Annotated in this window: 1 protein-coding gene; it reads left to right on the forward strand. The window is 52.0% G+C overall.

Annotated elements, in window-relative coordinates; genetic code table 11:
* Positions 1–433, forward strand: a 433-nt coding sequence (locus D7Y13_RS46470) for a glycosyltransferase (protein ID WP_208734663.1), incomplete at both ends; no start/stop codon positions are given.

The raw sequence follows: 433 nt of genomic DNA on the forward strand, positions 1-433 counted from the left end.
GGGCATCTGCGCCTATTCAGGGCACAGCCACAAACATTTTTCGGCAGATGCTTCGGGCTATCTCAATCAGATCGTTGGGATTACGAACTACTCTGCTGTAACCGGAGCCTGTCTAATGTGCAAACGCCTTGATTTTGAGGCGATCGGCGGCTTTGACGAATCGTTGCGATCGCTCGAAGACATCGATTACTGCTGGAGGATTCAGCAGGCAGGCGGCAAGCTGCACTATGAACCCGATGCTTTGCTGCACTTCCGCTACCGCAACAACATTTCTGCCTTGGCGCGACGCAACTGGCTGTTTGGCATTTACGACGTTTTGCTCTATCAAAAACATCGTCCCTATGGGATGCCTAAGTTGCTGACGTGGAAAACCTTCGTTAAATGTGCGATCGTCCTGCCCTGCCAATTTCTCCGCACCGTCCGTGATAAAGCC

Source organism: Corallococcus praedator, from assembly GCF_003612125.1.
In the GTDB taxonomy this organism is placed as follows: domain Bacteria; phylum Myxococcota; class Myxococcia; order Myxococcales; family Myxococcaceae; genus Corallococcus; species Corallococcus praedator.